This window comes from Pseudomonas chlororaphis, from assembly GCA_001023535.1.
Taxonomy (GTDB): domain Bacteria; phylum Pseudomonadota; class Gammaproteobacteria; order Pseudomonadales; family Pseudomonadaceae; genus Aquipseudomonas; species Aquipseudomonas chlororaphis_E.
This window is the reverse complement of the sequence record CP011020.1, coordinates 5,018,994-5,044,734: the sequence shown is the minus strand read 5'-3', so window position 1 is coordinate 5,044,734 and position 25,741 is coordinate 5,018,994. Positions and strand designations below refer to the sequence as shown.

Here is a 25,741-nt window from a genome sequence, read left to right as displayed (position 1 = left end):
CTTGATGGTTTCCTGCACCCTGCTTCCCGTCATGCCGCCGGGCGCTGCGGCACGGCCGGGCAGGGCTCGCCGCCTGGGCCTGATGCCATGAAGGGCTGCCGGGAGACAGACTTCGCCTACCAGGCGGTTTATCGGTACCTGACCACGCTGATCAACGAGATGGGGGTCGATGCCCGGGTGCGCCTGCCGTCATTGCGGCAATTGTCCGAGCGCCTGAACGTGTCGATTTCCACCATCCAGTACGCGTATTCATTGCTGGAGAAGGAGGGCCGGGTCTACTCGATCGCCAAATCCGGCTATTACGCGTTGCCGGTGCCTTGCGTCGCAAGCCTCGAGGGCGGTGACGACCTGCTGGAGCGCCTGTACGTCAATGTGCGACGGCCGGGCATGCGGGTGCTCAGTGCCGATGAGCCGGCGTCCATGCAACCGCTGGACAGTCCGCTGTTGCTGCTCGAACGCGAGTTGCTGCGCCAGTACCCGCGTTCCCCGCAAATGCCCTCGCAGCCCTGGGGTGAGCTGGAGTTACGCACGGCGCTGGCGGCCCGCTACACCTCTTCGCCGGCCCGATGCTGGAATGCCGACGACGTCTATCTGGGCGCTGACCTGCGGGGCGTCCTGGAGATCCTGATCGCTGCGCTGGCGCTCCGGGACGCCACTGTATTGATCGAATCACCCTGCGACTGGACGGTCCTGCGCCTGCTGCAGGCGGCCGGGGTCAACGTCATCGAACTGCCGCTTCAGGCCACCGGGGGGTTCGATCTTGAACAGCTCGAACACTTGCTGGTGAACGAAACGGTGTGCCTGGTGATGCTGTCTTCGATCCTGAACATGCCCAGGGGGACCCTCGTGCCTGACGAGAACCGCCGTGCCGTCGCCCGGCTGCTGGAGCGGCACGGGACCTGGGTGCTGGAGAACGACAGCTATACCGACCTGGCGTTCGAAGCCGGCACCGTGCCGTTTCGCGACTTGCTCGACCCCGATCGGCTGATCGTCTATTCCACTTTCGAGAAAACCATCGGCCCGGAAGCACCGTATGGCTACGTGCTGTCGCGCCAGCTGACCCTGCATCTGCAGCGCCATTTCCTGTTACGGGCTTTTCGCCTGTCACCCATTCGCCAGAAAGCCATCGCCCGTTTGTACAGTAATGGCAGGGTCGACCAGCACTTGCTGGTGTTGCGGCGCCTGTTGCGCGACAGCGCCGTGTCGGCAAACCAGCTGTTGCGCGAGCGGCTTGGGGACAGCCTGCATTGGCCTGAGCCCCAGGGCGGGGCGACGATCTGGTTGCAGTCGACACGGCAGGTCGACTTGCGGCGGGTGTTCCAGCGGCTGCTGGCCCAGCGCATCGTCATCGCGCCTGGCGAACTGTTCAGCCTCCAGGGGCTGTATGGACAACATCTGCGCCTGACGCATGCCCTCAATGGCACGCAGGACCTGGACGCGGCACTCTGCGCACTGGCCGATGCCCTGCGGCTCGAACCCGCGTAATGGCGGGTGATGGATCGAACCCATCGCGCCATGGTCGAACTGTCAGTAAACTGCATCCCATTTCCCGAGCCACTCTATCCAGAGGTTTTGCATGACAGTCAGTCCATTTGCGGGCAAGCCGGCACCGGCAGAGTTGTTGATCGATATCCCGCGACTGGTGACGGCCTATTACACCGGCCGCCCCGACGCATCGGTTGCCACCCAGCGCGTGGCGTTCGGCACCTCCGGCCACCGTGGCAGTTCCTTCGACCTGGGGTTCAACGAGTGGCACGTGCTGGCCATCAGTCAGGCGATCTGCCTGTACCGCGAAGCCCAGGGCATCACTGGGCCGCTGTTCATTGGCATCGATACCCACGCGCTGTCGACACCGGCAGGCGCAAGCGCGCTGGAAGTGTTCGCCGCCAACGGCGTGACCGTGATGATCGCCGAGGGCGACGAATACACCCCGACACCGGCGGTTTCCCACGCCATTCTTTGCTACAACCGTGGCCGCACCACGGGGCTGGCGGACGGTATTGTCATCACGCCGTCCCACAACCCGCCTCAAAGCGGTGGCTATAAATACAACCCCACCAACGGCGGCCCGGCCGACACCCACATCACCAAATGGATCGAGGCCAAGGCCAACGAGCTGCTGGCCAATGAGTTGGCCGGGGTCAAGCGCATCAGCTATGAACAAGCCCTGAAGGCGGACACGACCCACCGTCACGACTACGTCAACAGTTACGTGGCTGACCTGGTCAACGTCATCGATTTCGATGCCATCCGCGCGGAGGGTCTGCGCCTGGGCGTCGACCCGCTGGGTGGTGCCGGGGTGCGCTACTGGCCGGCGATTGCCGAACACTATCGCCTGGACCTGGACGTGGTGAACACCCAGGTCGACTCGACTTTCCGCTTCATGACCGTCGACTGGGACGGGCAAATCCGCATGGATCCATCCTCCAGCCACGCCATGCAAGGGTTGATCGGCTTGAAGGAACGTTTCGACGTGGCCTTCGCCTGCGACCCGGACCATGACCGCCATGGCATCGTCACGCCATCCGGTGGCCTGCTGGCTCCCAACAACTACCTGGCGGTGTCCATCGACTACCTGTTCCAGAACCGGCCGCAATGGCGCGCCGATGCGGCCGTGGGCAAGACCGTGGTCAGCAGCGGCCTGATCGATCGCGTGGCCAAGCGCCTGGGGCGGCGCCTCTATGAAGTGCCGGTGGGTTTCAAGTGGTTTGCCGATGGCCTGTTTGACGGCTCCCTGGGCTTCGGCGGTGAAGAAAGCGCCGGCGCATCGTTCCTGCGCAAGGACGGTGGCGTCTGGAGTACCGACAAGGACGGCCTGATCCCGGCGCTGCTGGCGGCCGAAATGACCGCTCGCACCGGTCGTGACCCCAGCCAGGCTTACCGCGCCCTGACCGAAGAGTTGGGCGAACCGTTCTCGGTGCGCGTCGACGCCAAGGCCAGCCCGCAGCAGAAGGCATTGTTGAGCAAATTGTCGCCGGAGCAGGTGGCGTCCACCGAACTGGCCGGCGAGAAGATCCAGAACATCCTCAGCCACGCGCCGGGCAACGACCAGGCCATCGGTGGGTTGAAGGTCATGACCGAAAACGGCTGGTTTGCGGCTCGTCCGTCGGGCACCGAGGATATCTACAAGATCTACGCCGAGAGCTTCATTGGTGAAGATCACCTCAAACAACTGGTGGCCGAAGCGCAAACCCTGGTGGACGGGGCGATCTCCGGGCAGTGAGTGGGGCGTTCATGCCTGTGGAAGATGACTTCCCCGGGCATGACGCCAATCCGCCTCCTGTGGGAGTGAGCTTGCTCGCGAAGGTGGTAGTACATCAACAGAGATGTCGACTGAAGCACCGCCTTCGCAAGCAGGCTCGTCCCTACACAAGCCTTTAAAGCTCCAGATACCTTTCACTTCATCGCCTAACCCCATGACAAATAAGATTTCTGGTGGAACCTGACGGCAAATGCAGACACCATGTCTGCCATGTTTCAGAACACCGGAGTTCCTACGCGTGTCTCAACACACTCCCGATCTTCCTCCCGATCTCTTGCCTCTTGCGCAGATGCCGTGGCTTAAACGCCTGGCGGCGCGGTTTTTTGGTCATGGCCTGACACGGCTTCGAGCCCAGCACCGCAGTTCCTGGCTGCACGGCCAGGCCGACGGGTTTCGCAGCGGCCATACCGCCGGTTTTGACTATGGCTATAAAGAAGGGCTGGAAGATGGACGCCAGGTCCTGTTGATCCGTGATTCCCGCAGCACGGAGCACCCGGCCCCGCAGGTCGATGACTCGCTGTTCGATGACTGGCGCCTGCCGTTGAACGCCGAATTGAAGAAGCGTATCAAGGCCGATGTCGCCCGGTTGCTGCCGGCCCATGGGCAACCCAGCGCCGCGCAATGGAAAATGATTTTCAGTGACACCCCCTCGACCTCGGTGGTCGCCGGGGCGGGCGCGGGCAAATCCACGACGCTGGTGCTGCGCATCCTGTTGCTGGTGCATTACCTGAGTTTCGAATTGGACTCGATGACCGTGGTGACGTTTACCCGGGAGTCGCGCAAGGACTTCATCCAGAAGCTGATCGACGTATTTGGCCTCTGGGGGCGTGCGATCAGCCTCAAGCAGGCGCGTGACCTCGTGCGCACCTTCCACTCGCGGATCTTGCCGATGGTCCGCAGCCTGCCCGGGTTCGAGCGCCTTCAAGCGTTCGAGGCCCTCAGTCACCGCGAGGTGAATGACGACGATGGGCAGGGCAACCCCTTTGATTTGCGCATCAATGATGTCCAGCGCCAGCATCTCAATGCCTGCTACCACCGGCTTTACCAACGGGACGAGCGATTTCGTGAGCTGATCAAGCCGCTGTCCCGGCATGCGCTGCAACTCAAGGAACTGGAGCGCGATCACCCGGACGTGCAAAAACGTGTGGCCGTGACCGAGTTGGCGGCCCAGCGCGATGAGGCGTTGTGTGACGCGATCGAAGACTTGTGGGTGCGCGCCGGCGCCTGGCCTATCAAAGGCGTCGAGTCGAAGCGGCAAGCCTTTGAAATCAACGGCTCGACCTTTCGCTGCCACGGCTACATCCCGTCCTTGGATGCTTGGGTCGTGCTGGGTTTCGATCCGCGGGAAGATGCTCGCCTGAGCCGTCCGGGGGCCAAGCTGAGTGTGCGCGCCGAGTGGGCGGTAAAGCGCACCTTATTTCAAGCTTTCTGTCGTAAGCCTTTGATTTGGATTGAAAGCTATGAGTCATCCAAGCGTGTTCTGGCTTCGCTGGCGGGGGATGCCAGCGCCGGTCCCGGCTTCGATTACAAGGTCAAGGGCGAACTGGCCTCGGCGCCGTTGCTGGACTGTTTTGTCGCCGCCGCAGGTTTTATCGAGAACCTTGGCCTGGATGTACCGGATGCCGTGGGGCGGATGTCGTTTGCCCAGGATGACCCTGACCGTTACTTCTTCGAGGCATTGAGCCGCTACTGGCGGGCTTTCGAGGATCACCTGCTGGACCAGTCGCCACCGATCATGACCTACAACCGGATGTTCGCGTTGTTCAGCGAGCAGACGCCGGAAAACTTCAAGCTATTGAGCGACAGCATGCTCAGGCCCCTGTCGCACTTGATGATCGACGAGTTCCAGGACGTTTCGCCGCAAATCGTCTCCTGGTTGCGCGCCAGCCTTCGCGAAGTGCGCAGCCGAGGCCCGGCGATGCACGTGGGGCGCGGCGCCCAGCGTTCTTCGTTGCTGTGCGTCGGTGATGATTGGCAATCGATTTATGGCTGGCGCGGCAGTTCGCCAAGCTTTTTCATGGCGTTCAACAAGCAGTTCCCGTCGCCGGCGACCACGCGGGTGATGCTGACCGATAACTACCGCAGTCATCAGCACATCATCGATGCCGCTGAGCACATCGTGCGAGCGGCCGCCGCGATCCCCGGGAAAAAGGCCAAGGCGAGCGGCCAGCCTCGATCGTTGAGCCCGGTCAACGTGTTGGATCGGGATGACGAAGGCCTGGCTCGGCGGCTTGAAGAACACTATCAAAAGGGCGATTCAATCTTGATGTTGTATCGAAAAAGTAGCGATAAATCATTGATTGAAAAGTATATTTCGCCAACTGTTAATGTGGATTCTAGCTTGCCGTACGAAACACGACGGCTCAGGCAAATGACCTATCACAGCGCCAAGGGGTTACAGGCTGATGCGGTGTTCCTGCTAGGCGATTGCCAGCACCTGACCCGGTCGCCCTACAAGAACCAAGTCTACCGAATGGCCGGGCTGGGCCACGACGGCGATACCGAACCCTACGACACTGCGCAAAAGGACGAGATCCTGCGCCTGGCGTATGTGGGCATCACCCGCGCGGTGCAGCACTGCTACTGGTATGTCGATGCCCCGGATGGCCAGGCGGCGAACGCCCCCAAGGCTTCGGATCGTATCGGCACGGGCAAACCGTTCTTTGCGGACCATCGGCGGGCCCGCAATGGTTGAGGCAGGCCAAGTGGGCGGTGAGGAGCAACTGCAATCGGCTCGGCCCCTGTGGGAGCGGGCTTGCTCGCGAAAGCGGTAGATCAGACAGTAAGAGGGCGGCCAAGCTGACCCCTTCGCGAGCAAGCTCGCTCCCACAGGGGGGTTAGGGGAACGCGATGGCTGTGACGCGACCCGCTCCAACTGGTGGAGCGGGTGAGTTGATCGGTCAGGAAGCAAACCTGCGCAAGCCAACCGGTGGCACGAAGGCTTCCAGCTCGGCTTCCACTGCTTCAATGATGCGCTCCACATCCGGGGCGTTCATCACGGTTGCGCAGGGGATGCCGGCGATGGCGATCATGGTCTCGCCACTGGCACGGTCAAACAATCGGGCGACCATGCTGCCGGGTGCGTCCATGCTGGCTTCAAAGCCCATTGGATGAAAGTGCCAGCGCATCAGCTGGCAGGCGTTGGGGAAGGTAACCTTGCTGAAAGATCCTTTATTCATGTGTTGCCCACCTTCTTCAATCGAGCGCTTCCTTTTGCTCATGTCAGGAAGGAAGAGCCATCTTGGCCCTACCAGTGAGAACTAAAAATAGCACCTGAAAATGAATGTCATGTGGCTTTTTTCAGTCCGTTTAGCGATTGGTTCAATTCTTTTGATCTGCATCAAGGCCTAAACGGTAGATTCTGTTTTGCCATCATGCTTCGGGCAGGCCATCCTGAACCTCGCGCAAGGGCTCTGGCGCGCGGTATTTGAAGGCGATGAGCAGGGCCAGGACGACCAGGGCCAGCGCGACGGCGAAGGTGGTGTGCAGGCCGCTTGCGATCGCCTCGGGGCTGGCATTGCCGATATCAGGCGTCGCCGACGCATGGGCGAATACCGCTCCCAGCACCGATGCCCCCGTGAAAAAGCCCAGGTTACGCGACAGGTTGAGCAGGCCGGCAATCACGCCTCGCCGGTGGGCGGCCACATTGGCCATCACGGCGGTGGTGTTGGCCGTCTGGAAGAAAGCGTAGCCGAGGGTCGTCACCACGATGGCGCCAAGGTAGCCGCCGATGCCGAGCGCCGGTGAAACCAGCGACAGCATCAGGCTGCCAAGGACCATGGTGGCCAATCCCGCCAGGCGCATGGGGCGCACACCAATGCGGTCGGTCAGGCGCCCGGCCGGGACGCCGGCCAGCGCGGCCACGCAGGGACCCACCGCCAGCACCAGGCCGACGAGTGCCGCCGGCAAGCCAAGGGCGATCGACAAGTAGAAGGGGCCGACCAGCAACGTCGCCATCATCACCGTGGCGACCACGGCACTCGTTGCCAACCCGGACACCAACAGGCGGTCCCGGAATGCGGTCAACGGGATCAGCGGCGAGACGGCCCGGGATTGGACCCACACAAACAGCCCGACGCCCAGGGCCGCAATCAGCAACAGCACCACGTTCCGCCCGCCAAAGTCGCCACGCCCGGAGGTCATGGCCAGGGCGTAGGCGCCGAGGGTGGCTGCCAGCACCAACGTGCCGTAGACATCGAAGCGCGCGCCAGTCGCCTGGGGTGGTCGCACCGGCAGCGAGCGCCAGGCCAGTACCAGGGTAAGCACGCCGAGGGGCACATTGATCAGAAATAGGGCCTGCCAGCCAAAGCCGCTGATCAGTGCTCCCCCCAGGCTCGGCCCGAGGGCGGTGCCCACCGCCGACAACGTCGCCAGCAAGCCCATGGCGCTGCCGGTCTTGCCCTGGCTGACGGTGTCACTGGCCAGGGCCAGGGTCAGCGTCATCATGATGGCGGCACCCAGGCCTTGCAGGGCCCGACCGGTGAGCAGCCAGCCGAGCGAAGACGCCGCGCCGCAGCCTGCCGAGGCGGCCGTGAACAGCGCGATGCCGATCAATAACAGTCTGCGCCGCCCCATCAGGTCCCCCAGGCGCCCGACGCTGACAATCAGCGTGGTTATCACCAGTAGGTACGCCAGCACCACCCACTGGACTTGCTGGAAGGATGCCTCGAATGCCTGGGCCAGGGTCGGCAAGCCCACCGTGGCGACACTCGCGCCCAGGGACGCCAGCAGCGTCGAAAGCGCCAAGCTGGCCAAGGCCCCGCGCGAGGCAGAGGGAAGGGGGTGGGTGGTTGTCGGCGGAACATGGGTTTTCATTGGGTCACCTGTGTCTGCGGCCTTGAACGTGGCGCTGTCAGAACGTTACGCCTGGGCATAACATGGCGGAAGACGCAGCGTTTGCACGTTATAGCTGCACCCAACGCCATCTATTTACGCTAGGGCCCCGCCATGTCCGTTCCCGACCTCAATTTGCTCGTCACCCTGGATGTGCTGCTGTCCGAAGGTAGCGTGGCCCGTGCGGCGCGAAGACTGCGGTTGAGCCCGTCGGCGATGAGTCGGGCGCTGGCCCGGTTGCGCGAAACCACGGGGGATCCGCTTCTGGTCAGGGCCGGGCGAGGGCTGGTGCCAACGCCCCGTGCCCTGGCGCTGCGCGAACAGGTCAGCCATCTGGTTCAAGAGGCCCAGGCGGTGCTGCGGCCGGTCGCGACGCCGGACTTGGGCCAGTTGAACAGAACCTTCACCTTGCGCACCCGCGAGGGCTTCGTCGAGAACTTCGCCATCGACCTGATTGCTCGCATCAACGAGCAGGCGCCCGGCGTACGCCTGCGTTTCGTGGAGAAGGCCAACCGCGACAGCACGGCGTTGCGCGAGGGTACCGTGGACCTGGAAACCGCGGTCGTCGACAAGGACACCAGCCCGGAACTGCGGACCCAGGCACTGTTTGGTGATCGCTTGATCGGGGTGGTGCGCGCCGGACACCCGCTGAGCCAGGCCGCCATCACCGCCGAGGGCTATGCGGCGTGTCGGCATATCGGGGTTTCGATGCGTTTTCTCGATCAAGGGCCCATCGACCGGATCCTGGAACCATTGGGCCTGTCGCGGGACATTGTCACCACCGTGCCAGGCTTTTCGTCGGCGTTGGGGCTGGCCCGCTCCAGCGACCTGGTTGCCAGTGTGCCGGCGCGCTACACCGCCAGCCTGCGCATGGGCATGCACAGCTTCGCGCTGCCGTTTCCGGTGCCGGAGTTCACCATTGCCATGCTGTGGCACCCGCGCATGGATGCCGACCCGGTGCATCGCTGGCTTCGGGGCTGCCTGCGAGAAGTGTGCGCGCGCAAACCCATGGCGATTTAGTAGATATTGATTAATAGCACTTCGCTGGCACTTAGTTGGCGTAAGTGCGGCCTTTAGGCAAATGGTTAGTTGTCGCTATTTAATATTTAAATAGAGTTTTGTCCGACAATCGGCATTCGAATTTTTAACTAGTGAGTACGTAACGGACGAAACCTGTTGTTTGTGGGCATGAAGGCTGGGAACAGAAATTGACCTCGAAAAAACTGCTAGACGTTTGATTTCCAATTGTGTCAGGTTTCTTACGTCCCTCATTGGGCGAGTGATAGGACGATCTCGCCAGAGATCGCCTGTCGTCTGAAAAATGTTCCATTTGCAAACAAGGAAGTGTGTTTATGTCGAAAGTCAAAAACAGCGCTATTGATTCCGCCGAACAACTGCTCTGGGCCCCGCAATCACTGGCGGCCGCCAGCAGTGCGTTCAACCAGATCAATAGTTTCAGCCACCAATACGATCGTGGCGGCAACCTGTCCGTCAACGGCAAGCCGTCCTATTCCGTCGACCAGGCGGCCACGCAGTTGCTGCGTGACGGCGCGGCTTACCAGGACCGCGATGGCAGCGGCAAGATCGAGCTGACCTACACGTTCCTGACGTCCGCTTCTTCGAGCACCATGAACAAGCATGGCATCAGCGGCTTCAGCCAGTTCAGCGCCCAGCAGAAAGCCCAGGCAGCCCTGGCGATGCAGTCCTGGGCAGACGTGGCCAACGTCACGTTCACCGAGAAGGCCAGCGGCGGCGACGGCCACATGACCTTCGGCAACTACAGCAGCGGCCAGGATGGCGCGGCGGCATTCGCCTACCTGCCGGGCACCGGTGCCGGCTACGACGGCACCTCGTGGTACCTGATCAACAGCGGCTACACCCAGAACAAGAACCCTGACCTGAACAACTACGGTCGCCAGACCCTGACCCACGAGATCGGTCACACCCTGGGCCTGGCGCACCCCGGTGACTACAACGCCGGCGAAGGCGCACCGACCTACGATGACGCCACCTATGGCCAGGACACCCGTGGCTACAGCGTCATGAGTTACTGGAGTGAGAGCAACACCAGCCAGAACTTCAGCAAGGGCGGCGTCGAAGCCTATTCCTCCGGCCCGCTGATGGATGACATTGCGGCCATCCAAAAACTCTACGGCGCCAACACCAGCATCCGCACGGGCGATACCACCTACGGTTTCAACTCCAACGCCGGCCGGGATTTCCTCAGTGCCACGTCCTCCTCGGACAAAGTCGTGTTCTCGGTCTGGGACGCGGGCGGTCGCGACACCCTGGACTTCTCCGGCTTCACCCAGAACCAGAAGATCAACCTCAACGATGCCTCGTTCTCTGACGTGGGTGGCCTGGTGGGCAACGTGTCCATCGCCAAGGGCGCGATCGTCGAGAACGCCATCGGCGGTTCGGGCAGCGATCTGCTGATCGGCAACGCGGTCGCCAACGAACTCAAGGGCGGTGCTGGCAACGACATCCTCTGGGGGGCGGGGGGAGCCGACAAGCTGTGGGGCGGCTCGGGGTCGGACACTTTCGTGTTCGCGGCCAGCAGCGACTCGCGGCCCGGTGCGGCGGACCAGATCCTCGACTTTGTCAGCGGCCTGGACAAGATCGACCTGACCGGCATCACCAAGGGCGCGGGCCTGCACTTCGTGAACGCGTTCACCGGTGCCGCGGGCGACGCCGTGCTGTCGACATCGGGTGGCAACAGCCTGCTGTCGGTGGACTTCTCCGGGCATGGCGTGGCGGACTTCTTGGTCAGCACCGTCGGCCAGGCGGCGGTCACGGATATCGTGGCGTGATGTCAGCTTGAGTGACGTGGCGAGGGGTAACGCCCCTCGCCACACAATCCAGACCTTTTGAACGCGAGAACACACCATGCCTTGCAGGCTTTCGGCAACCGCCTGGACACTCGCTACGCTGATGCTGCTTTTCGGAGACGCCACCATGGCCCGCAGCCTGTTGTTGATAGAACCCTCGCAGTTGGCCGGTCAATGGCTGGCCGTGCTGTCGGGCCCACAGGATGACGCCCAGAGCCAGGCATTGCAGGACAAACCTTCCAACACCTGCCTGGTGGAACTCAAGGCGGACCAGACCCTGGGCGGGCAAACCGAATGCCTGGGGCATTGGTTGGGAGAGGAACCGGTGCAGTGGTTTACCGAACCCGACGGTCTTTCGTTGATCGGCCAGCACAACACCCGGGTTCATCTGGGGCTGCGCCAGCAAGACCGTTATCAAGTGACGTTGAAGTCCGGTTTGGTAGTTAGGCTTGAACGTAATAAGTCGCAAGTCACGCACTAACCACAGTGGCGCTAAGAATCAGTAAGTTGATTAACGGCCAGGCGGCCTGATACAGCCAACACGCAAGGAAGATGCATGAATAAGGCAAGGAGTGCCGGGGCGGTGCCGCTGTTTAAAGCCCTGGGCGAATATAAAAGTATTTTGATCAGCGTCGGATGTTTTACCGCATTGATCAATGTGCTGATGCTTGCGCCGTCGATCTACATGCTCCAGGTCTATGACCGTGGGCTGTCCTCGCAAAACGAAACGACCTTGTTGATGTTGTCGCTGATGGTCGTCGGCTTCTTTGTGTTCATCGGGTTGCTGGAGATGGTGCGCAGTTTCGTCGTCATCCGCATCGGCAGCCAGTTGGAGCGACGTTTCAACCTCCAGGTATACAAAGCTGCGTTCGAGCGCAACCTGCGCCAGGGCGAGGGCAACGCCGGGCAGTCCCTGGGCGACCTGACCCAACTGCGCCAATTCGTCACCGGGCCGGCGCTGTTCGCGTTCTTCGATGCGCCGTGGTTTCCCGTCTACCTGCTGGTGATCTACCTGTTCAATGTCTGGCTCGGGGTGTTCGCCAGTGTCGGCACAGCGTTGTTGATCGGCCTGGCCTGCCTGAACGAGGTCATGACCCGCAAGCCGCTGGGGCAGGCCAGTGTCTATTCGCAGCAGTCCAGCCAATTGGCGACCAGCCATTTGCACAACGCCGAGACCATCCAGGCCATGGGCATGCTCGACGCGCTGCGCAGCCGCTGGTTCGCCGTGCATTCGCGGTTCCTCGGCCTGCAGAACCGGGCCAGCGACACCGGCGCGGTGATCAGTTCCGTGAGCAAGACCTTGCGCCTGTGCCTGCAATCCCTGGTCTTGGGTTTAGGCGCGCTGCTGGTGATCAAGGGCCAGATGACCGCCGGGATGATGATCGCCGGCTCGATCCTGATGGGGCGGGTGCTGAGCCCCATCGACCAGTTGATCGCCGTGTGGAAGCAGTGGAGCGGCGCCAAGTTGGCCTATCGCCGCCTCGATGCGCTGTTGCAGGCGTTTGCTCCCCGGGACGAAGGCATGGCGCTGCCGGCGCCCAAGGGCCAGGTCAGCTTTGAACAGGTCAGTGCCGGCCCGCCGGGGCAACGCAACGCGACGCTGCAACAGGTCAGTTTCAGCCTGGCGGCGGGGGAAGTGCTCGGCGTATTGGGCGCATCGGGGTCCGGCAAGTCGACCCTGGCCCGGGTGCTGGTGGGCGTCTGGCCAACCCTGGGTGGCACCGTGCGCCTCGATGGGGCCGACATCCATCGTTGGAACCGCGACCAACTGGGTCCCTACATCGGCTATCTGCCCCAGGACATCGAGCTGTTCAGCGGCAGTATTGCCGAGAACATCGCTCGCTTTCGCGAGGCCGACCCGCAGAAGGTCGTTGCCGCGGCGCAACAGGCCGGCGTTCATGAACTGATCCTGCGCATGCCCCAGGGCTACGACACGGTGCTGGGGGAAGACGGCAGCGGTCTTTCGGGCGGGCAGAAGCAACGGGTGGCGCTGGCCCGGGCGATGTATGACCGGCCGAGCCTGGTGGTGCTCGATGAGCCCAATTCCAACCTGGACACGGTGGGCGAAGCGGCATTGGCCAGTGCCATCGCGCAGATGAAAGCCCAGGGCACTAGCGTTGTGCTGGTGACGCATCGTTCCTCGGCATTGGCCCAGGCCGACAAGCTGCTGGTGCTCAACGAAGGCCGCTTGCAGGCCTTCGGCCCCAGCCAGGACGTGCTGCGGGCGTTGTCTGGCCAGGCGGAGTCGGCCCGGGACAAACCCCAGGCCGCCCCCACCGGCCTGAGCATGAGCCGCCACTACCCGACAGTCAACAAGCCGAGCGGCGCATGAGCCAGGATCGCGACATGAACCTCGAACATACCCGGATCTTCGAAAGCCCCGAGCGCGACGCGCGGTTTTTCACCCGCATCGGCTGGGCACTGGCGCTCATTGGCGCCGGCAGTTTCTTCACTTGGGCCAGCCTGGCGCCGTTGGACCAGGGCATCCCGGTCCAGGGCACCGTGGTGGTGTCTGGCAAGCGCAAGGCGGTGCAGTCGATGAGCAGCGGCGTGGTCAGCCGGATCCTGGTGCGCGAAGGCGAGGCGGTGAGGCAGGGCCAACCGCTGTTTCGCCTGGACCAGACCCAGGCCGACGCCGACGTCCAATCGCTGCAAGCCCAGTACCGCATGGCCTGGGCCAGCCTGGCACGCTGGCAGAGCGAGCGCGATAACCTGGCCCGTGTGAGCTTCCCGGCCGAGTTGAGCCACGACCCGGACCCGCGCCTGGCCCTGGTGCTCGAAGGCCAGCGGCAACTGTTCAGCAGCCGCCGCGAAGCCTTCGCCCGCGAGCAGGCGGCATTGCGCGCCAGTATCGACGGCGCCACCGCGCAACTGGCGGGCATGCGCCGGGCCCGCAGTGACCTGACGGCCCAGGCTGAATCACTGCGATTGCAATTGGGCAACCTGCAACCCTTGGCGGACAACGGCTACATCCCGCGTAACCGACTGCTGGACTATCAGCGGCAATTGTCGCAGGTGCAGCAGGAACTGGCGCAGAACAGCGGCGAAAGCGGCCGGGTGGAGCAGGGGATTGTCGAGTCGCGGCTCAAACTGCAGCAGCACGGCGAGGAATACCAGAAAGAAGTCCGTAGCCAACTGGCCGACGCCCAGCTCAAGAGCGAAACCTTGCAGCAGCAGTTGAAGTCCGCCGGGTTCGAGCTGCAACACAGTGAGATCCTCGCCACCGCCGACGGCATCGCCGTCAACCTCGGTGTGCACACCGAAGGCGCGGTGGTGCGCCAAGGCGACACCTTGCTGGAGATCGTGCCCCAAGGCACGCGCCTGGAGGTGGAAGGGCACTTGCCGGTGAACCTGGTCGACAAGGTCGGTACGCACTTGCCGGTGGACATCCTGTTCACCGCCTTCAACCAGAACCGCACGCCGAGGGTGCCGGGGGAAGTCAGCCTGGTGTCCGCCGACCAGATGATCGATGAGAAGACTGGTGCGCCTTACTACGTCCTGCGCAGCAGCGTCAGCGACCGTGCGCTGGAGAAGCTCAATGGCCTGGTGATCAAGCCCGGCATGCCGGCGGAGATGTTCGTGCGCACCGGCGAGCGCTCGCTCCTGAATTACCTGTTCAAACCGCTGCTCGACCGAGCCGGCTCTGCGTTGACCGAAGAATAAGGTGTGCTGTGGTATGAAGCGTTTTTTCCGGTTGGCCCTGTTGGCCATTTGCGCGTGCGACCACGCCTGGGCCATGGGCCCGTTTGAACTCTATGAGCAGGCCCTGCGCAACGACCCGGTCTACCTGGGGGCGATCAAGGAACGCGATGCGGGCCTGGAGAACCGCGCCATTGGTCGCGCCGGGCTGCTGCCGCACCTGGGCTACAGCTACAACAAGGGCCGCAACCAATCGAAAGTCACCTACCTCAATGACCGTGGCGCCAGCCAGCATGATGATCGCAACTACAGCAGCTATGGCTCCAGCCTGACCCTGCAACAACCCTTGCTGGACTACGAGGCTTACGCGGCTTACCGCAAGGGCGTCGCCCAGGCGCTGTTCGCCGACGAGAACTTTCGCGGCAAGAGCCAGGAATTGTTGGTGCGGGTGCTCAGTTATTACACCCAGGCGTTGTTCGCCCAGGACCAGATCGACATTGCCCTGGCGAAGAAAAAGGCCTTCGAGCAGCAGTTCCACCAGAACGAGGAGCTGTTTCGCCAGGGCGAAGGCACGCGTACGGACATCCTTGAAGCCGAATCACGCTACGAACTGGCCACGGCGGAAGAGATCGAGGCTCGCAACGAGCAGGATGCGTCCCTGCGCGAACTGGGGGCGTTGATCGGCGTGCCGGCCCTGGACATCGGCGATCTGGCACCGCTGAACGACACGTTCCAGACCTTCAGCCTGCACCCGGCGAACTTCGACAGTTGGCATGAGCTGGCGGTGAGCAACAACCCGAACCTGGCCTCCCAGCGCCAGGCCGTGGATGTCGCGCGTTTCGAGGTCGAGCGCAACCGCGCCGGGCATCTGCCGAAAGTCAGTGCCTACGCGACCATGCGCCAGAACGAATCGGAAAGCGGCAACACCTACAACCAGCGCTACGACACCAACACCATTGGCGTCGAGATCAGCGTGCCGCTGTACGCCGGCGGCGGGGTCTCGGCGTCCACCCGCCAGGCCAGCCGCAACATGGAGCAGGCCGAATACGAGTTGGACGCCAAGACCCGCGAGACGCTGATCGAATTGCGCCGCCAGTTCAGCGCCTGCGTCTCGGGGGTGAACAAACTGCGTGCCTACCAGAAAGCCCTGGGTTCGGCCGAAGCGCTGGTGGTCTCGACCCGGCAAAGCATCCTCGGCGGCGAGCGGGTCAACCTCGACGCGCTCAATGCCGAGCAACAGCTCTACACCACTCGCCGCGACCTGGCCCAGGCCCGCTACGACTACCTCATGGCCTGGACCAAATTGCATTACTACGCCGGCACGCTGGGGGCGCAGGACCTGGCGAAGGTGGATGAGGCGTTCGTCAGCCACTGACTAGGGATGGCTGTCCGGCCTTTGTGGCGAGGGAGCTTGCTCCCGCTTGAGTGCGAAGCGCTCACAAGCAGGGGCTGTTGCACAACCCAGCGGGAGCAAGCTCCCTCGCCACGGGGACCGGCGTAGGTCAGCACAGGATTTTTGCAGCCACTAAGGAAGGTTCGTTGATGAAGACTGATAACAAAAAACAACCCGCAAGAACCCGTCGCGTGTTTGTGCCCAAAGCCCTCAACCACGCCATGCTCTGTGCACTGGCAAGCCTGGGCACGGCGCAGGCGGCGCCGTATGTCGAGGCGGGCAAGGCAGGCGATCCGGACAGTTGGCGCAGCAGCGAATTCAACGCCGAATGGGGCCTGGGCGCGATCAACGCCCAGAAGGCCTATGCCGCCGGCTACACCGGCAAGGGCGTGAAACTGGGGATCTTCGACCAGCCGGTGTATGCCGCCCACCCGGAGTTCTCCGGCAGCGATAAAGTCGTGACCCTGGTCACCAGCGGCATCCGCGAGTACACCGACCCGTACATTCCGGTGAAGGCCGGTGATCCGTTTCGCTACGACGGTTCGCCCACGGTCGGTTCCGACGGCAAGCTGGGCTCCCACGGCACCCACGTCGGCGGGATCGCCGCCGGCAGCCGCGACGGTGGGCCAATGCACGGCGTGGCGTTCAACGCACAGATCATCAGCGCCGACAACGGCGACCCCGGCCCCGAGGACGGCATCATCCTGGGCAACGACGGCGCGGTGTACAAGGCCGGTTGGGACGCGCTGATCGCCAGCGGCGCACGGATCATCAACAACAGCTGGGGCATCGGCATCACCGACCGCTTCGACCAGGGCGGGCGCGACCCGGCGTTCCCGCACTTCACCGTGCAGGACGCGCAGTTGCAATTCGACCAGATCCGCCCGCTGCTGGGGACCAAGCCGGGCGGCGCCTACGAGGGCGCCATCGCGGCGGCCCGCAGCGGCATCGTGACGATTTTCGCCGCCGGCAACGACTACAACCTCAACAACCCCGACGCCATCGCCGGCCTGGCGTATTTCGTGCCGGACATCGCCCCCAACTGGCTGACCGTCGCGGCGCTGCAAGTCAACCCGGATACCGCCAGCCCCGATCCCTACACCATCAGTACCTTCTCCTCGCGCTGCGGCTACACCGCCAGTTTCTGCGTCTCGGCGCCGGGCACGCGGGTCTACAGTGCGGTGATCGGCGGTACCAGCGCCGATGACCTGACCGTGGGCTACGGCAACAAGAGCGGCACCTCCATGGCCGCCCCCCATGTGGCCGGCAGCGTCGCCGTGTTGATGGAGCGCTTCCCGTACATGACCGGTGCTCAGGTTGCCAGCGTGCTGCGCACCACGGCCACCGACATGGGCGCGCCGGGCGTCGATGCGCTGTACGGCTGGGGCATGATCAACCTGGGCAAGGCCATCGACGGTCCGTCGATGTTGGTGACCGAGGCCGACATTCCCGAAGCGTTCCGGATCGACGGGGCCTACGGCGATGGCCAGTTCGTGGTCGACCTGCCGGGCATTGGCGCGACCATAGACGCCGGCAAGCCCACGGAGCGCGTGTGCAGCGGGATCCAGTGTGGCCTGGACGTCTGGCGCAACAACATCGCCGGCCACGGCGGGCTGACCAAGGAAGGCCTCGGCACCCTGGTGCTGACCGGCGACAACCGCTACAGCGGGCCGACCCTGGTCAATGAAGGCCGACTGGCCGTCAACGGTTCACTGGCCTCGACGGTGACCGTCAATGACGGCGGCGTCCTCGGCGGCAACGGGCGCGTTGCCGGCCTGACCGCCAATCGCGGCGGCAGCGTGGCACCGGGCAACTCCATCGGCACACTGCAGGTGGCAGGAGACGTGACCTTCGAGCCGGGTTCGACCTACGCAGTGGAGGTCTCGCCGACCTCCAGCGATTTGATCGTGGCGGGCGGCAAGGCTTCCATCGACGGCGCTACGGTGTCGCTGTCATTGGAAAACAGCCCGACGCTGCTCACGGCCCGTGAGGTGAAGAGCCTGCTGGGCACGCAGTTCAACATCCTGCAGGCCGCCGGCGGTATCGACGGGCGTTTTGGCCAGGTCTTGCCCAATTACGCGTTTCTCGGCGGCGACCTGGCCTACAGCGCCAGTGGCATTCAACTGGCGGTCGAGCGCAACGCCGTGTCGTTCGCCAGCCTTGGCCTGACGCCCAACCAGCGCTCCGTAGCGACCGCCGCGGAGCAACTGGGCGCCGGCAACGGCCTTTACGAAGCCTTGTTGTTATCGCCCAGTGCCGCCGCGGCGCAGCAAGCCTTCCAGCCACTCTCTGGCGAAATCCACCCGGCCGTCGGCACGTTGCTGATCAACGACAGCCGCCACTTGCGTGAAGCCGTCGGTGATCGCTTGCGCCAGGACGCCTTGTATGACGCGAATACCCCGAGCACTGCCGACAGCAACGTCTGGGTCAAGGTGCTCGGGGCCTGGGGCAAGAGCGATGGCGGCAATGACAATGCCAGCGCCAACAGCTCCATTGGCGGGCTGCTGGTGGGGGCCGATGGGTTGATCGGCGAGCAGACTCGCCTGGGTGTCGTCACCGGCTACAGCGACAGTTCATTGAGCATGGGCGATGGCACGCACTCGTCGGCCAAGGCCGACAGCTATCACCTGGGCGCCTACCTGGGGCATGAAATCGACGCCGTGCGCCTTACCGTCGGCGGTGCCTACAGCTGGCATCGCATCGACGTCAAACGGGACGTGCAATGGGGTGATGTCAGCGGCCGGGAGAAAACCAAGCGCGACGCCCAGACCGCCCAGTTCTTCACCGAAGCCGCCTACCGCCTCGACGTGCAGCCGCTGGCCCTGGAGCCGTTTGCCAACCTGGCCTATGTGCATCTGGACAGCGACAGCTTCCATGAAAAAGGCGACAACGCCGCGCTGCGAGGTAACGACGACCGTCGCGATGCGCTGCTTTCGACCCTGGGTGTGCGAGCGAGCCGCAGCCTGGCGCTCTCGGAGAAACAGCAGCTGGAACTCTCCGGCTCCCTCGGCTGGCAGCACAACTTGAGCAATACCCGTTCGGAACAGGACCTGGCCTTCGCCGGCAGCAGCAACACCTTTGCGGTGCAGAGCGTGTCCATGGACCGCAACGCCGCCGTGATCGGTGCCCGTGCCGGGCTGGCGGTGGCCAAGGATGTGCAGGTCAACCTGGACTACAACGGCCTGCTCGGATCCCGGGACAAAAGCCATGGCATGGGGCTGACGCTGGATTGGCAGTTCTAGCCGCAAAGACACCAGTTTGCGTGGCGAGGGAGCTTGCTCCCGCTTGAGTGCGAAGCGCTCACCCTGAAGGGCCGCTACGCTGCCCGACGGGAGCAAGCTCCCTCGCCACGAAGGTCTTTGGCCATTCGTTTTTCCGCATTCCAACAACAAAAAAGAGGCAGCAGGACATGGGTATCTATGACTACAAGACCTTCGGCACCGAGGCGTCCAAAGCCCTGGTCGGCGATGCGATGGCGATCATGTTGTACTCCTACCACAACCTCGACAACGGGTTCGCCGTCGGCTACCAGCAATACGGCTTCGGCACCGGCCTGCCGGCGACCCTGGTGACCGCGCTGCTCGGTGGCACCGATTCGCAAGGGGTGATTCCCGGCGTGCCATGGAACCCCGATTCGGAAAAACTGGCCCTGGAGGCGTTGCACAAGGCCGGCTGGACGCCCATCAGCGCGTCGCAACTGGGCTACACCGGCAAGGTCGACGGGCGCGGTACGTTCTTCGGCGAAAAGGCCGGCTACACCACCGCCCAGGTAGAGATCCTGGGTAAGTACGACGCCGCCGGGCAGTTGAGCGAGATCGGCGTGTCGTTTCGCGGGACCAGCGGCCCACGGGAGAACCTGATCGGCGACTCCATTGGCGACGTGATCAATGACGTGATGGCCGCGCTGGGGCCCAAGGACTATGCCAAAAACTACGCCGGCGAAGCCTTCGGCACGCTGCTCGGCGACGTCGCCCGGTTTGCCCAGGCCCATGGCCTTGGCGGGGAAAACGTCCTGGTCAGCGGGCATAGCCTCGGCGGGTTGGCGGTCAACAGCCTGGCCGACCTGAGCACCAGCCAGTGGTCCGGGTTCTACAACAACGCCAACTACATCGCCTACGCGTCGCCGACCCAGAGCAGCACCGACAAGGTGCTGAACATCGGTTACGAAAACGACCCGGTGTTCCGGGCGCTGGACGGCTCGACGTTCAACCTGGCGTCGGTGGGCGTGCACGACGTGCAGCAGGCCTCGGCGACCAACAACATCGTCAGCTTCAATGATCACTACGCTTCGACCGCGTGGAACGTGCTGCCGTTTTCCATCCTCAACATCCCCACCTGGATCTCCCACCTGCCCACCGGTTACGCCGATGGCATGGGCCGGATCATCAGCTCGGCGTTCTACGACCTTACGCAAAAAGACTCGACCATCGTCGTCGCCAACCTGTCGGACCCGGCCCGCAGCAACACCTGGGTGCAAGACCTCAACCGCAACGCCGAGGCCCACACCGGCAGCACGTTCATCCTCGGCACCGACAAGGACGACCTGATCCAGGGCGGCCAGGGCAACGACTACCTGGAAGGCCGTGCCGGCAATGACACCTTCCGCGACGGCGGAGGCTACAACGTGATACTGGGCGGGCAGGGCCACAACAGCCTGCATCTGCAGCAGTCGGTGCACGACTTCACCTTTGCCAGCGATGGTGCCGGAACGTTGTACATGCGCGATGCCCACGGCGGGATCAGCATCACCCGCGACATCGGCACGCTGGTGAGCCAGGAACCTGGATCGTTGTGGGGCATGCTCAAGGACGAGGTCAGCCACAGCGTCACCGCCAATGGCCTGTTGGCCGGCGGCAACCTGACGGCGTACGCGTCAGCGGTCAAGAGCACCGCGGGCGATGACAGTCTCGTGGCCCACGCGACGGGCGACTGGCTGTTCGGTCACGCCGACAACGACCGGCTGCTGGGCGGCGCGGGCGACGACACGTTGGTGGGGGGCACCGGGAACGACGTCATGCAATCGGGCGGTGGACGTGACACGTTCATTTTCAACGGTGCATTCGGTCAGGATCGCATCAGCGGTTTCGACGCGGGCGACAAACTGGTGTTCATCGGTGTGCAGGGGGCCGGGGAAGGGTATGACTATCGACAGCACCTGTCCCAGGTCGGCAGCGACACGCTGCTGCAAGTGGGGGACAGCTCGGTGACCCTGGTGGGTGTCGGGGTTGGGCAGGTGGGCGGTGAGGGTATCGTGTTCGCCTGATGACCAGGCATGGACGGTGACTGAGTAACCTGCGACGAGGCGCTTGCTCACACTCAAGCGCGAGCAAGCGCCTTCGCCACGGTGTCAATCTTCCTTGCGGATCGTTGCCACGTCGTCGGCGCGCACGCGGATTTTCTTGCCGGCGATGTCTTCGAACTCGTAGAACCCATCGGAGGTACGGGTATTGGGGGTGTCCTTGGTCAGGTACTGGGTACCGTTCTGCAAGGTCACCACGGTGGGCGACGCGCAACCGGCCAATGTCAGGAAGGCCACGGCGGCCAGGGGCAGGCTCAGAAACCTGATGCTCATATCCAAACCTCTCGATCAAAAGAACCACGGCCCAGCTGATTCGACTGCGCCATCACGTAGCTAACCGCCATTGGTCCTGCTCTCTGTAGGAAAGTTCATCACTTAGCGAAGGATTTCATCTCTAAATATAGGGGACCGTTCATCTTTTGCAGTTGCCTGGGGTGTTAGTAGCTGCTATCTGTATGCATAACCAGTATTCCAGCATCCGTGGCGCTTCTTCCCGTGACAGCCAGTTCCCTCGACGATCCCTTTTATTACCTGAACAACTTTCAGCAAGTGCTGGGCTGGCTGACGCAGCGGTATGCCGACGTGCTCAGCTTCGAAGAGCAGCGCTTCGTCGACGATTTTGCCGCAATGCCCCGGGCGTCCCAAGGCTTGCTGGTGCGGATGGTCATGCGCAAGGGGGTGCGGTTTCGCCACAGCAAGCTCAACTACCCGGAAATCGGTGAGATTGGCCTGGCGGTGCAACCGTTGCTGGCCTTGGGTTGGGTCGAGGACCAGGCCGAGTTGGAGGTTGCCGAGTTGTTCGACGTGCTGCTGAAGGCAGAGATCCTGCAGTGCCTCGGGCACCTGATCGAACAACCCAAGGCGAAGAAGGCTGAATGGCTCCTGGCCGTCGCCGAGCGAGCCGACCCGCCGCAGGCGTTCCACGCCTGGTGTCCGCAGCTTGACGATCGGCTCTACAGCCTGACGATCATGCCGCTGTGTGACCGCTTGCGGCTGATGTTCTTCGGCAACCTCTACCAGGACTGGTCGGAGTTCGTCCTGGCGGACCTGGGCATCTTCACCTATGAAAGCGTCGAATTCAGCACCGAGTCCCGCGGACTGCGCAACCGCCAGGACGTCGACGCCTGTGTGTTCCTCCATGAATGCCAGCAACGCTTCGAAGCCGGCGAGCCGCTGGAAGCGATCGTCGCCCAGGTCAATGCCCTGACCTTGGACAATCCGTGGCTGGAGCGCCGGCGCGGTAAGTTGCTGTACCAGCTCGGCGAGCAGGGCGAACGCATGGGCGATTTTACCTTGGCCTTGTGTATCTACCGTGAATGTACCTACCCCGGCGCACGGTTGCGGATGATCCGGGTGCTGGAGCGCATCGGCGAATATGCCCTGGCCCTGCAACTGGGCGAGTCGGCGGCACAGGCGCCGCAAAGCGCCGCCGAAACCCAGGCCCTGCTCAGGATCGTGCCGCGGCTGCGCCGCAAGCTTGGCGGGCCGCCGGTGCCGCGCGCCCTGGCCCGTGAAGTGCAGCGGCTGGAGTTGCAACTGCCCAGGGTCGATCCGACCCTGTCGGTGGAGTATCACGTCCAGGCTCACCTGCACGATGACGCCGCCCCGGTGCATTACGTCGAGAACAGCCTGATCAACTCGCTGTTCGGCCTGCTGTGCTGGCCGGCGATTTTCGCGCCGCTGCCGGGGGCATTTTTCCACCCGTTCCAGCGTGGGCCGGTGGACCTGCTCAATGAAGACTTCCATGCCCGTCGGGCCGACTTGTTCGCGGCGTGTTTTGCCGAGCTGGACGATGGCCGCTATCGGCACACCATCCTGCGTCGTTTTGCCGAGAAGTGGGGCGTGCAGTCGCCGTTCGTGTTCTGGGGCGCATTGTCCGAGACATTGCTGGAACAGGCCCTCGACTGCTTGCCGGCCGAGCACCTCAAGCACTGGTTCAGCCGGTTGCTGCTGGACATCAAGGCCAACCGCGCCGGCATGCCGGACCTGATCCAGTTCTGGCTGCAGCACAAGACCTACCGCATGATCGAGGTCAAAGGGCCGGGCGATCGGCTGCAAGACAATCAATTGCGCTGGCTGGAGTTCTGCCATGAGCACCGCATGCCCGTCGCAGTGTGCTACGTGCAGTGGCTGCCAGAAGGTGCGGAGCAGGGCGCATGAACCCCGCGCCAAGCTACAGCATTGCGGTGCGGGCCTTGTGTGAGTTCACCGCCAAGGTGGGTGATCTCGACCTGCGCTTCACGCCGTCGCCCACGGCCCTGGAAGGCATCGCCGGCCATCGCACCGTGGCGTCGCGGCGCAGCGAGGTCTATCAGGCCGAGGTTAGCCTGGAAGGGCGCTACCAGACGCTGAACGTCAAAGGCCGCGCCGATGGCTACGATCCGGCGCGCAACTGCCTTGAAGAAGTGAAGACCTATCGCGGCGACCTGGCCAGGCAACCGGCCAACCACCGGCAGTTGCACTGGGCCCAGGCGAAGATCTACGGCTGGTTGATGTGCCAGAGGTTGCAGCTTTCGCGCATCGACGTGGCACTGGTGTACTTCGACGTCGTCAGCGAAAAGGAAACCTGCCTGACGCAAGGGTTCGAGGCCGGCGAGCTTCTGGCGTTCTTCGAAGCGCAATGTGCGCTGTTCCTGGCCTGGGCCGAGCAGGAAATGGCCCATCGGCACGCCCGCAACCTGGGGGCGCAGTCCCTGGCCTTTCCCCATGCCGGCTTTCGGCCCGGGCAACGGCACCTGGCCGAGTCGGTGTTCAAGGCCGTGAGCACCGGGCGTTGCCTGATGGCCCAGGCGCCCACCGGCATCGGCAAGACCGTCGGCACGCTGTTCCCGATGCTCAAGGCCCTGGCGCCGCAGCAGTTGGACAAGGTGTTCTTCCTCACGGCGAAAACCCCCGGGCGCAGGCTGGCGCTGGACGCTGCCCAGGTCATCACCCGAAGTGCCCCGTCAATGCCGCTGCGGGTGCTGGAGATGGTTGCCCGGGACAAGGCCTGCGAGCATCCGGACAAAGCCTGTCATGGTGAATCCTGCCCGTTGGCCCAGGGCTTCTACGACCGTCTGCCGGCGGCGCGGGTGGCCGCGAGCCAGGTGAGCCTGCTTGATCAGGCGGCGTTGCGCGAAGTCGCGCTGGCCCACGGGATCTGCCCGTACTACCTCAGCCAGGAGATGGCCCGCTGGGCCGACGTGGTGGTGGCCGACTACAACTACTATTTCGACTTCAGTGCCTTGCTTTTCGGCTTGGCCCAGGCCAATGGCTGGACGGTCGCGACCTTGGTGGACGAAGCCCACAACCTGGTCGAGCGCGGCCGGCAGATGTACAGCGCGATCCTGGATCAAGCGACCTTGGCCACGGTGCGCAAAACCGCGCCCGAGGCCCTGAAGAAGCCGCTGGAACGGGTCAATCGCCAGTGGAACGCCTTGCATGCACCACAAGTGGCGGCGTACCAGGCGTATGAACGACTGCCGGAGAAATTCCTGCAAGCCCTGGCCACCTGCACCACGGCCATTGGCGATTACCTCAACGAGCACCCCCAAGGGCTGGACGGTGACTTGCAGGCGTTCTATTTCGATGCCCTGCAGTTTGGCCGGGTGGCCGAGTCGTTCGACGAGCAGTTTCTGTTCGACATCCATAAGCGCGAGTTCGGCCGCCAGCGCAGCGGCTCGACCCTGTGCCTGCGCAACGTGGTGCCGGCCGGGTTCCTGCGGCCAAGGCTCACCGCGGCCCGCAGCAGCGTGCTGTTTTCCGCGACCTTGAGTCCGCGGCACTATTACGCCGACCTGTTGGGCACACCGGCCGAGACGGTGTGGATCGACGTTGAATCACCGTTCCAGGCCGATCAGTTGGACGTTCAGGTCGTCAGCCGGATTTCCACGCGCTTCGCCCACCGCCAGGCGTCTCTGGAGCCGATTGTCGCGTTGATGGCTCGCCAATTCAGCGCGCGTCCGGGCAATTACCTGGCGTTTTTCAGCAGTTTCGATTACCTCCAGCAAGTCGCCGGGCTGTTTGCCGAGCGGCACCCGGAGATCGTCACGTGGGCACAATCGCGCGGCATGGGTGAAGCCCCGCGGCAGGCCTTCCTCGACCGGTTCATGGAGCACAGCCAGGGCATCGGTTTCGCGGTGCTTGGCGGGGCGTTCGGCGAGGGCATCGACTTGCCCGGCTCGCGCCTGATCGGTGCATTCATCGCCACCCTGGGGCTGGCGCAGCTCAACCCGGTCAATGAGCAGATCAAGCAGCGCATGGCGGCGATCTTCGGCGATGGCTATGACTACACTTACCTGTACCCTGGCCTGCAAAAAGTCGTGCAGGCCGCCGGGCGCGTCATCCGCACCCAGCAGGACCGCGGCGTGGTGATGCTCATCGACGACCGGTTCGGCGAGGCGCGCGTGCAGCAGTTGCTGCCACGTTGGTGGTCGGTGAACCCGGAGCAATCCGGCACCCGGCGGATAGGTGCAGGAAACTGAAGCCTGCCGGCCAGCGGGAATCCT

Annotated in this window: 16 protein-coding genes; 13 read left to right on the top strand and 3 right to left on the bottom strand. The window is 63.5% G+C overall.

The window, feature by feature from the left end:
* The first annotated feature begins 87 nt into the window (after positions 1-87).
* The 3 genes from VM99_22090 (at position 88) to VM99_22080 (ending at position 5,957) form a co-directional block, all read left to right on the top strand.
* Positions 88-1,485 (top strand): GntR family transcriptional regulator, encoded by a 1,398-nt coding sequence (locus VM99_22090; GenBank protein AKK00626.1) that lies wholly within the window; start codon positions 88-90, stop codon positions 1,483-1,485.
* Between the two features lie 91 nt (positions 1,486-1,576).
* On the top strand, positions 1,577-3,223 hold the full coding sequence (locus VM99_22085) for a phosphoglucomutase (protein ID AKK00625.1): 1,647 nt from the start codon (positions 1,577-1,579) through the stop codon (positions 3,221-3,223).
* Between the two features lie 277 nt (positions 3,224-3,500).
* Positions 3,501-5,957: a helicase UvrD gene (locus VM99_22080; protein AKK00624.1), complete on the top strand. Its 2,457-nt coding sequence runs from the start codon at positions 3,501-3,503 to the stop codon at positions 5,955-5,957.
* A gap of 205 nt (positions 5,958-6,162) precedes the next feature.
* Here VM99_22080 and VM99_22075 read toward each other — a convergent pair whose 3' ends face one another.
* Both VM99_22075 and VM99_22070 read right to left on the bottom strand, forming a co-directional pair.
* Positions 6,163-6,441 (bottom strand): hypothetical protein, encoded by a 279-nt coding sequence (locus VM99_22075; protein ID AKK00623.1) that lies wholly within the window; start codon positions 6,439-6,441, stop codon positions 6,163-6,165.
* Between the two features lie 193 nt (positions 6,442-6,634).
* Positions 6,635-8,077, bottom strand: a complete 1,443-nt coding sequence (locus VM99_22070) for an MFS transporter (GenBank protein ID AKK00622.1) — start codon at positions 8,075-8,077, stop codon at positions 6,635-6,637.
* Between the two features lie 132 nt (positions 8,078-8,209).
* Here VM99_22070 and VM99_22065 point away from each other — a divergent pair, with 132 nt between their 5' ends.
* The 8 genes from VM99_22065 to VM99_22030 all read left to right on the top strand — a co-directional run bounded on the left by VM99_22065 (position 8,210) and on the right by VM99_22030 (position 21,218).
* Positions 8,210-9,115, top strand: coding sequence for a LysR family transcriptional regulator (locus VM99_22065; GenBank protein ID AKK00621.1), 906 nt, complete (start codon positions 8,210-8,212; stop codon positions 9,113-9,115).
* A 332-nt stretch (positions 9,116-9,447) separates the two neighbouring features.
* Complete coding sequence (locus tag VM99_22060) at positions 9,448-10,905, top strand: serine 3-dehydrogenase (GenBank protein AKK00620.1); 1,458 nt, start codon at positions 9,448-9,450, stop codon at positions 10,903-10,905.
* 145 nt (positions 10,906-11,050) lie between these two features.
* Complete coding sequence (locus VM99_22055) at positions 11,051-11,404, top strand: alkaline proteinase inhibitor (GenBank protein ID AKK01831.1); 354 nt, start codon at positions 11,051-11,053, stop codon at positions 11,402-11,404.
* Positions 11,405-11,479: 75 nt separating this feature from the next.
* A complete protein-coding gene (locus VM99_22050) occupies positions 11,480-13,255 on the top strand; it encodes a peptidase (GenBank protein ID AKK00619.1) in 1,776 nt (591 codons plus the stop codon).
* Positions 13,252-14,586, top strand: coding sequence for a hemolysin D (locus VM99_22045; protein ID AKK00618.1), 1,335 nt, complete (start codon positions 13,252-13,254; stop codon positions 14,584-14,586). Before VM99_22050 ends, VM99_22045 begins: the two co-directional genes overlap by 4 nt.
* A 13-nt stretch (positions 14,587-14,599) precedes the next feature.
* Entirely contained in the window at positions 14,600-15,937 is a 1,338-nt protein-coding gene (locus tag VM99_22040) for a peptidase (protein AKK00617.1), read from the top strand.
* A gap of 167 nt (positions 15,938-16,104) precedes the next feature.
* Complete coding sequence (locus VM99_22035) at positions 16,105-19,197, top strand: serine protease (GenBank protein AKK00616.1); 3,093 nt, start codon at positions 16,105-16,107, stop codon at positions 19,195-19,197.
* Positions 19,198-19,364: 167 nt separating this feature from the next.
* Positions 19,365-21,218, top strand: coding sequence for a polyurethanase (locus tag VM99_22030; protein AKK00615.1), 1,854 nt, complete (start codon positions 19,365-19,367; stop codon positions 21,216-21,218).
* A gap of 84 nt (positions 21,219-21,302) precedes the next feature.
* Here VM99_22030 and VM99_22025 read toward each other — a convergent pair whose 3' ends face one another.
* Positions 21,303-21,527, bottom strand: coding sequence for a lipoprotein (locus tag VM99_22025; GenBank protein AKK00614.1), 225 nt, complete (start codon positions 21,525-21,527; stop codon positions 21,303-21,305).
* A gap of 222 nt (positions 21,528-21,749) precedes the next feature.
* Here VM99_22025 and VM99_22020 point away from each other — a divergent pair, with 222 nt between their 5' ends.
* The gene (locus tag VM99_22020; protein AKK00613.1) at positions 21,750-23,414 is read left to right on the top strand and encodes a nuclease; all 1,665 of its coding nucleotides are present in this window, start codon (positions 21,750-21,752) and stop codon (positions 23,412-23,414) included.
* Positions 23,411-25,717 (top strand): ATP-dependent DNA helicase, encoded by a 2,307-nt coding sequence (locus VM99_22015; GenBank protein AKK00612.1) that lies wholly within the window; start codon positions 23,411-23,413, stop codon positions 25,715-25,717. Before VM99_22020 ends, VM99_22015 begins: the two co-directional genes overlap by 4 nt.
* Positions 25,718-25,741 lie beyond the last annotated feature (24 nt).